Source organism: Rhizobacter sp. P3_C12 (genome assembly GCF_056402735.1).
This window is the reverse complement of sequence record NZ_JBFUGW010000287.1, coordinates 1-7,397: the sequence shown is the minus strand read 5'-3', so window position 1 is coordinate 7,397 and position 7,397 is coordinate 1. Positions and strand designations below refer to the sequence as shown.

The 7,397-nt window shown below is 68.0% G+C and carries 10 protein-coding genes; 3 read left to right on the top strand and 7 right to left on the bottom strand.

Features of this window, described 5'->3' with window-relative positions; genetic code table 11:
• The 7 genes from AC1DXV_RS28585 to AC1DXV_RS28555 all read right to left on the bottom strand — a co-directional run.
• Window positions 1-80: 50S ribosomal protein L35 (locus AC1DXV_RS28585; protein WP_477936792.1), on the bottom strand; the 80-nt coding region annotated here is incomplete at its 3' end.
• A 134-nt stretch (window positions 81-214) separates the two neighbouring features.
• Window positions 215-730 (bottom strand): translation initiation factor IF-3, encoded by a 516-nt coding sequence (gene infC / locus AC1DXV_RS28580; RefSeq protein ID WP_255358641.1) that lies wholly within the window; start codon window positions 728-730, stop codon window positions 215-217.
• Between the two features lie 118 nt (window positions 731-848).
• Window positions 849-2,768 carry a threonine--tRNA ligase gene (thrS, locus tag AC1DXV_RS28575; protein ID WP_477936790.1) on the bottom strand — a complete coding sequence of 640 codons (1,920 nt, stop codon included), beginning with the start codon at window positions 2,766-2,768 and terminating at the stop codon, window positions 849-851.
• Between the two features lie 185 nt (window positions 2,769-2,953).
• On the bottom strand, window positions 2,954-3,469 hold the full coding sequence (locus tag AC1DXV_RS28570; protein WP_477936788.1) for a glycine zipper 2TM domain-containing protein: 516 nt from the start codon (window positions 3,467-3,469) through the stop codon (window positions 2,954-2,956).
• 88 nt (window positions 3,470-3,557) lie between these two features.
• On the bottom strand, window positions 3,558-4,262 hold the full coding sequence (gene aqpZ / locus AC1DXV_RS28565; protein ID WP_477936786.1) for an aquaporin Z: 705 nt from the start codon (window positions 4,260-4,262) through the stop codon (window positions 3,558-3,560).
• An 82-nt stretch (window positions 4,263-4,344) separates the two neighbouring features.
• A complete protein-coding gene (locus AC1DXV_RS28560) occupies window positions 4,345-4,821 on the bottom strand; it encodes an acyl-CoA thioesterase (RefSeq protein WP_047511783.1) in 477 nt (158 codons plus the stop codon).
• Window positions 4,821-5,618 (bottom strand): class I SAM-dependent methyltransferase, encoded by a 798-nt coding sequence (locus AC1DXV_RS28555; RefSeq protein ID WP_477936784.1) that lies wholly within the window; start codon window positions 5,616-5,618, stop codon window positions 4,821-4,823. Before AC1DXV_RS28555 ends, AC1DXV_RS28560 begins: the two co-directional genes overlap by 1 nt.
• 124 nt (window positions 5,619-5,742) lie before the next feature.
• On the opposite strand from AC1DXV_RS28555, the gene AC1DXV_RS28550 reads away from it, so the two are divergent.
• The 3 genes from AC1DXV_RS28550 to AC1DXV_RS28540 form a co-directional block, all read left to right on the top strand.
• Window positions 5,743-6,012: a phosphopantetheine-binding protein gene (locus tag AC1DXV_RS28550; RefSeq protein WP_477936782.1), complete on the top strand. Its 270-nt coding sequence runs from the start codon at window positions 5,743-5,745 to the stop codon at window positions 6,010-6,012.
• Window positions 6,013-6,016: 4 nt separating this feature from the next.
• Window positions 6,017-6,667, top strand: a complete 651-nt coding sequence (locus AC1DXV_RS28545) for a COG4648 family protein (protein ID WP_477936780.1) — start codon at window positions 6,017-6,019, stop codon at window positions 6,665-6,667.
• The coding region (locus AC1DXV_RS28540) for a class I adenylate-forming enzyme family protein (protein ID WP_477936778.1) at window positions 6,664-7,397 on the top strand (734 nt) is incomplete at its 3' end. The genes AC1DXV_RS28545 and AC1DXV_RS28540, both read left to right, overlap by 4 nt.

Sequence of the window (7,397 nt, the reverse complement as noted above, 5' to 3'; positions counted from 1 at the left end):
GCCTGGCCCCGCTTGACGGTGCCACCCGGACGGACGCGGAAACGCTTCGCTGCGCTCTTCTTGGTCTTCAGTTTGGGCATGACTGCTCCTTTTTCGTTGCTCCACCAGGCGCCCGCAAAGAACTTGCGGTGTTGTTGGCCTGGAGGGGCTTCTTGCAACGCGCCGGTGACCAGACCGGCGCGCTGAACTCTCAAAACTTCGACGCTATTCGGTCTCAGCGCTTCTTCGGGCCGAGCACCATGATCATCTGGCGCCCTTCGAGCTTCGGCATGTTCTCGACGACGGCCACATCGGCCAGTTCGTCGCGAATGCGCTCCAGCAGGCGCATGCCGATGTCCTGGTGGGTGATCTCGCGGCCGCGGTAGCGCAGCGTGACTTTGCCCTTGTCGCCGTCTTCCTCGATGAAACGGCGCAGGTTGCGCATCTTGATCTGGTAGTCGCCCTCGTCCGTGCCCGGACGGAACTTGACTTCCTTGATCTCGATGACCTTTTGTTTGGACTTCGCTTCCGCTGCCCGTTTCTGCTCTTGGTATTTGAACTTGCCGTAGTCCATCAGGCGGCAGACCGGCGGATCGGCCTGCGCAGCGATTTCGACCAGATCGACGTCCAGTTCGCCTGCCATGCGCAGGGCTTCCTGGATGTTMACGATCCCGAGCGGTTCGTTCTCTACACCGTTGAGCCGCACCTCTGGCGCCATGATTTCGCGATTGAGGCGGTGCTTGCGCTCCACATTGGGAGTGCGACGGTCAGCAAAAGTAGCGATGGTTCTTACCTTTCACCGGACCCCGAGGCAGCGGAGCCCAAACTTTGGATGTCGATGAACGCCTGCGGGCAGGAGTTGCCTAACTTCAGGCCCGGTTGGCGATGTCGCTGGCGAGCTTCTTCGAGAAGTCGTCCAAGGGCATCACGCCGAGATCCTGGTTGCCGCGGGCACGCACCGCAACAGCCCCGATTGCCTTCTCCTTCTCGCCGACGACAAGGATGAACGGGACCTTTTGCAAGGAATGCTCGCGGATTTTATACGTGATCTTTTCATTGCGCAAATCACTCTCCGCCCTAACTCCTTGTTTTTGAAGTGTTTTCGCCACTTCCCGGGCGTAGTCGGCATGTGCTTCGGTGATGCTGGCCACCACGACCTGCACCGGCGCGAGCCACGCCGGCAGCGCGCCGGCATGATGTTCGATCAGCATGCCGATGAAACGCTCGAAGCTGCCGATGATGGCGCGGTGCAGCATCACCGGGTGGGCGCGGCCGCTGGTGTCGGTCACGTACTCGCCGCTCAGGCGTTCGGCGGTGTTGTAGTCGACCTGCATCGTGCCGCACTGCCACTGCCGGCCCAGCGCGTCCTTCAGCGTGTATTCGATCTTCGGGCCGTAGAAGGCGCCGTCGCCCGGGGCGATGATGAACTCACAGCCGGAGCGGCGCAGGCTCTCCATCACCGCGAACTCGGCCTTGTCCCAGAACGCGTCGGAGCCGACACGGTGCTCCGGCCGCGTCGCGACCTTGTAGATGATGTCGGTGAAGCCGAAATCCTTGTAGACCTTCTGCAGCAGCTCGGTGTAGGCCACGCATTCGTCGAGGATCTGGTCCTCGGTGCAGAAGATGTGGCCGTCGTCCTGCGTGAAGCCGCGCACCCGCATGATGCCGTGCAGCGCGCCCGACGGCTCGTTGCGGTGGCACTGGCCGAACTCGCCGTAGCGGATCGGCAGGTCCTTGTAGCTGCGCATCTGCGAGTTGAAGATCAGCACGTGGCCGGGGCAGTTCATCGGCTTCAGCGCGTAGTCGCGCTTTTCCGATTCGGTCACGAACATGTTGTCGCGGTAGTTGCCCCAGTGGCCGGTCTTCTCCCACAGGCCCTGGTCGAGGATCTGCGGGCCCTTCACTTCCTGGTAGCCGTTGTCGCGGTAGACGGCGCGCATGTACTGCTCGACCTGCTGCCACACCGCCCAGCCCTTGGCGTGCCAGAACACCAGCCCGGGCGCGTGCTCGTCGAGGTGGAACAGGTCGAGCTCACGGCCGATCTTGCGGTGGTCGCGCTTCTCGGCCTCTTCGAGCATGTGCAGGTACTGCTGCAGCTCGTCCTTGGTGGCCCAGGCCGTGCCGTAGATGCGCTGCAGCATCTCGTTGCGGTGGTCGCCTCGCCAGTAGGCGCCGGCCACCTTCATCAGCTTGAAGTGCTTCAGCCGGCCGGTGCTCGGCACGTGCGGGCCGCGGCACAGATCCTCGAACTTGCCTTCGCGGTACAGCGAGACGTCTTCGTTGGCCGGGATGCTGGCGATGATCTCGGCCTTGTAGTGCTCGCCCAGGCTCTTGAAGTACGCCACCGCCTCGTCGCGCGGCAGCACGCGGCGCTCGACGCGCTCGTCCTTCTTCGCGAGTTCGCCCATCTTGGCCTCGATCGCCGCCAGGTCGTCGGGCGTGAACGGGCGCTTGTACGAGAAGTCGTAGAAGAAGCCGTTCTCGATCACCGGGCCGATCGTGACCTGCGCCTCGGGGAACAGCTCCTTGACCGCATAGGCCAGCAGGTGGGCCGTCGAGTGGCGGATCACCTCGAGCCCGTCGGGGTCCTTGTCGGTGACGATCGCGAGCGCCGTGTCGGCCTCGATGCGGTAGCTGGTGTCGACGACGCGTGCCGCATCGCCCTGCCCGACGCGCCCGGCGAGCGCCGCCTTCGCGAGACCGGTGCCGATGGAGGCCGCCACCTCGGCCACCGTCACCGGGCCGGGAAACTCGCGTCGGGAACCGTCGGGCAACTGGACTGAAATCATGGGGGAGAGCTCCTGAAAACAAAAAAGCGCGGGGGTGAGCCGCGCTTCGAGAGAGATGACGAGTAAAGACGTGACGAGCCGCGGCCGACTAAACCTTCGTGGAAATCGGCGTAGTTCGCGGTGTCATAACCATAATGCCTTCCTCGTTCCTTGCTTGCTCTGCTCGTGGGAGCCGGGATTGTAGATCAGCCGGGGAAGATGCGGGGGCCCTCGACGCGCACCGCGTCGCCCACGCGCAGGCCGTTCGGCTGCGTGACGACGAACTGCCGCCACACGCCGCTGTCCAGTCGCACCGTGATGCGGAACGTGTCCCAGGCCGGCGTCTGGTTGCGCTCGATCTCGTTGCCGACGATCGCCCCGCCCACCGCCCCGGCGACGACGCCCGCGCCGCGCCCGCCCATCACCGCGCCGATCACCGCGGCACCGACGATGCCGCCCAGCACCGCCCCGCCGCCGGTCGGCCGCTCGTACTGGCGCAGCACCTCGATGTTGGTGACCTGGCCGCGGCCGTTGTCGTAGTACGAGTAACGCGGAGGCGGCGGTGCCTGCGGCACGACGACCCCCGCACCCGGTGGCGGCCCGGGCGGCGGCCCGTAATAGGGCCGCTCGTGGTACGGCCGGGGGTAGACGATGCAGCCGGACAAGGTGCTGCCCACCAGGGCCAGCAACGCGAGCCGCGTCAGCGCGAGCTTCGGGTTCATCGACATCTCCGGGCGCCGGACGCGGCGCCACTCCGGAGCAACGCCGCAGCCGGCACGCGGGTTGGCCGCCCGCGTGTAAAGAACGATGTCAGGCCTTGTCGTCCGGCCCGCCCAGCCAGCGGTACAGCACCCCGCCGATCACCGCGCCGCCGATCGGGGCGACCCAGAACAGCCACAGCTGCGCCAGCGCCCAGTCGCCGACGAGCAGCGCCGGCCCGGTGCTGCGCGCCGGGTTCACCGAGGTGTTGGTCACCGGGATGCTGATCAGGTGGATCAGCGTGAGCGCCAGCCCGATCGCGATCGGTGCGAAGCCAGCCGGCGCGCGCTTGTCGGTCGCGCCCATGATGATCACGAGGAACATGCCGGTCATCACGACCTCGCAGACGAACGCTGCCATCACCGAATAGCCGCCCGGCGAGTGTTCACCGAAGCCGTTCGACGCCAGCCCGCCGGCCAGGCTGAAGCCGGCCTTGCCGCTCGCGATCAGGTACAGCACGGCCGCGCCCAGCAGGCCACCGATCACCTGCGCCGCGATGTAGGCCGGCAACTCCGACGCCTTGAAGCGACCGCCGGCCACCAGGCCGATCGACACCGCCGGGTTCAGGTGGCAGCCGGAGATGTGGCCGATCGTGAAGGCCATCGTCAGCACCGTCAGCCCGAACGCGAGCGAGACCCCCAGCAGGCCGATGCCCACGTTCGGGAACGCCGCTGCCAGCACCGCGCTCCCGCAGCCCCCCAGCACCAGCCAGAAGGTTCCGATCAGTTCGGCCGCAGCCCGCTTCGTCAGGTTCATCATCACTCCCTTCGTTGTTGACAAGGGCGCTGTTGTGCGCCAGCCATCTGACGCCGTCAAGTCTTCAAGCGCGGGATGCGCGTCAGGAGGTCATCGCGGTCGCGCGTTTCTCGAACTCCTGGCGCAGCTGGCGCCGCACCTGGGCCGCCTTGCTGCGGCGGATCTCGTCCGGCGACACCGGCACCAGCGGCGGCACCGTGGCCGGCCGGCGTTCGTCGTCCATCGCGACCATCGTGAAGAAGCAGCTGTTGGCATGCCGCACCAGCTGCGTCTGGATGTTCTCGGTGATGACCTTGATGCCGATCTCCATCGAGGTGTTGCCGGTGTGGTTCACCGACGCGAGGAAGGTGACCAGCTCGCCGACGTGGATCGGCTGGCGGAAGGTCACCTGGTCGACCGACAGCGTCACCACGTAGCGCCCCGCATAGCGGCTCGCGCAGGCGTAGGCCACCTGGTCGAGCAGCTTCAGGATGCTGCCGCCGTGCACGTTGCCGGTGAAATTGGCCATGTCGGGCGTCATCAGCACCGTCATCGTCAGTTGGTGGGAAGGCAGGTTCATCAGCCGCGAGCTCCGTATTCCGAAAAGATGCCGAGTTCCACATGGCGGCCCGCCTCGTGCAGGCCGGCCGCGCGCAAGGTGGCCACCACCTCGGCCGGGGCCACGCAGGCGGCGATGGTGTCCCAGTAGTAGCGCCACAGCCGGGGCGTGCCCTCGGCCTTCGAGACGACGCGCGCCAGCAGCGGCAGCGCGCCGCGCATGTAGAGCTTGAGCAGTGCGGTGCTGAATCGCCCGGCCGGTTTGGTGATCTCGAGGATCAGCAGCCGCCCGCCCGGCTTCAGCACGCGGCGGAACTCGGCGCAGGCGACCGAGAAATCCTCGATGTGGCGCAGCGCATAACCCATCACCAGGAAATCGACGCTCGCGTCCGGCACCGGCAGCGCCTCGGCCCGGCCCTCGAGGCAGCGCACCTCGGGCGGCAGGTGCGCCTGCGCCATCATTCCCGGGCTCGGGTCGACGCCGATCAGCCGCTGCGGCTCGTTCGTCACGTGCAGGATCTCGTGCGAGACCAGCCCGGTGCCCATGCCGAGGTCGAGCACCTGCATGCCGGGCGCCAGGCCGGCGCGCAGCAGCGCCTGGCGGCGGTACCACGAGCCGGTGCCCAGTCCGAGGATGCGTTCGAGCCGGTTGTAGTCGCCGGCAGTGTCGTCGAAGGCGGTGCGGATGAAGCGCTCGCGGGCCTGCACGTCGCCATCGGGGTAGTAATCGTTCAGCGCGCTGTGCGGCAGGTGCACCACGGCAGGGCCGGGTCCGGGCGGCTCAGGCGAGAGGCGTGCGGGCGGAGCGCGATCGGGCATGGGCGGCAGACGAGGGGCCAGGGTCGGGCGATGGTACGGCCTGTGACGGAAGCCGCAAGCCGGCTCCGCTAAAATCGCGCACTTTGATCGTGCGGACCCCACTGCACGAGTATCCCGAGACCGCATGAGTTCAGCTGACATCTCTCTGTTGCCGGAAGTCGGCACGCTCCTGGTCGAGTCCCTCAACCTGGAGATCGCCCCGGGCGCCATCGACCCCGATGCGCCGCTGTATGGCGAAGGCCTCGGTCTCGATTCGATCGACATCCTCGAGCTGGCGCTGGTCGTGTCCAAGCGCTACGGCTTCCAGCTGCGCTCTGGCGACGAGGACAACCTGCGCATCTTCTCGTCGCTGCGCAGCCTGGCCGGCCACATCGCGGCACACCGTACGCAGTGACACGATGAGCGCACGCGCCCGCTGGGGTCTGGCCGCCGTCGGCCTCGGGGCGTATGCGCTGCTCGCGCACCATCTCGTGAGCCGCGACGCCGGCTCCGTTCCCGCACTGCTCACCTTGCTCGGGCCGATGGTCGGCGCCGYGCTGTGGGGCCTGTGGCATGCGGGCCAGCGGCTCGTCGCGCTGGGGCTGGCGGGGGTCGCCGTCGCGGTGCTGCTGAACGGCTCGCGGCTGCCGGTCTCGTGGCTCTACCTGGCCCAGCATGCCGGCATCCACCTCGGGCTCGCGGGGTGGTTCRGCCGCACGCTGCGCGCCGGGCGCGAGCCCTTCATCACGCAACTGGCGCGCCGCCTGCACAACCCGATGCAGCCGACCATGGTGGTCTACACGCGGCACGTCACGCTGGCCTGGACGATCTACTTCGTCGCGATCGCCGGCACCTCGTTCCTGCTGTTCGCTTTCGTGCAGTTCGCACTCGCCCCGCTCGCGGCCTGGTCGCTGTTCGCCAACGTGCTGACGCCGGTCTCGCTGGTCGCGATGTTCGCCGTCGAGTACCTGCTGCGCTACCGCCTGCACCCCGAGTTCGACCGCGTCGCCTTCCTCGATGCCGTGCGCGCCTACCGCGCGAGCGCCGCAGCCGCCGACACCCCGCGATGAGCGAGCACACCCCGCTGCCGCTGCTGGCCGGCGCGCCGCTCGACGCGCCGCTCGCCTGGCGCGCCGGCGTGCCGATCAGCCGCCGCCAGTACCTCGCCGACGCCGCCGCGCTGGCCGAACACCTGCCCGACGGCGACGCCCTGCTCGCCGTCTGCAACGACCGCTACCGCTTCGCGCTGTCGCTCGGCGCGGCGATGCTGCGCGGCCGCTTCAACCTGATGCCGCCGAACCACACGCCGGACATGGTGGCGCGGCTGCTCGGCCTGTTCCCGCGCACGCACGGCCTGCTGGAAGCCGGTGCCGGGCCGCACGCCCTGCCCTCGCTGAGCTTCGACGAGATCGCGCCCGGCCGCGCCGACACCATCACCGACACGCCGCGCTTCGCCCCCGGCACCATCGTCGCGCAGGTGCTGACCTCCGGCTCCACCGGCCAGCCGACGCGGCATGCCAAGCGCTGGGACCTGCTGGTCGAGAACATCCGCGCCGAGGCCGCGCGCATCGCCCACCACCTGGGCCGCGACAGCCTGGCCGGCGTGAGCCTGCTGGGCACCGTGCCGCCGCACCACATGTACGGCTTCGAATCGACGGTGCTGCTCGCGATGCTGGGCGGCGCATCGTTCGCCGCCGAGAAGCCGCTGCTGCCGGCCGACATCGCCGAGGTGCTGGCGCAGCTGCCGCGGCCGCGCGTGCTGGTGACGACGCCGTTCCACCTGAAGACGCTGCTCGATGC